The following is a 207-nucleotide window of genomic DNA, read 5'->3' as shown; positions in this document are numbered from 1 at the left end:
TAGGAAAGCTTTTAGTAAATACTGAAAGTGGAGTTGTAAATAGTGGGGAGGCTTTAATAACTATAATTCCAGCAAATGAGCCACTTATAATAAAAGCAACAACACTAAATAAAGATATAGGATTTTTAAAAGAAGGACAAAAAGTAGCTATTAAAATAGATACTTTTAACTTTCAAAAATATGGAAAACTTGATGGAGAGCTAATAC

The 207-nt window shown here is 28.5% G+C and carries 1 protein-coding gene; it reads left to right on the top strand.

All coding sequences use genetic code 11. The features are described 5' to 3' along the window. Nucleotides 1-207: HlyD family efflux transporter periplasmic adaptor subunit (locus tag F1B92_RS08565; RefSeq protein WP_154571426.1), on the top strand; the 207-nt coding region annotated here is incomplete at both ends.

This window comes from Campylobacter portucalensis (genome assembly GCF_009690845.1).
Classification (GTDB): Bacteria; Campylobacterota; Campylobacteria; order Campylobacterales; family Campylobacteraceae; genus Campylobacter_B; species Campylobacter_B portucalensis.
Note: the sequence above shows the minus strand (reverse complement) of the source record. Positions and strands in the feature narration are given on the sequence as shown.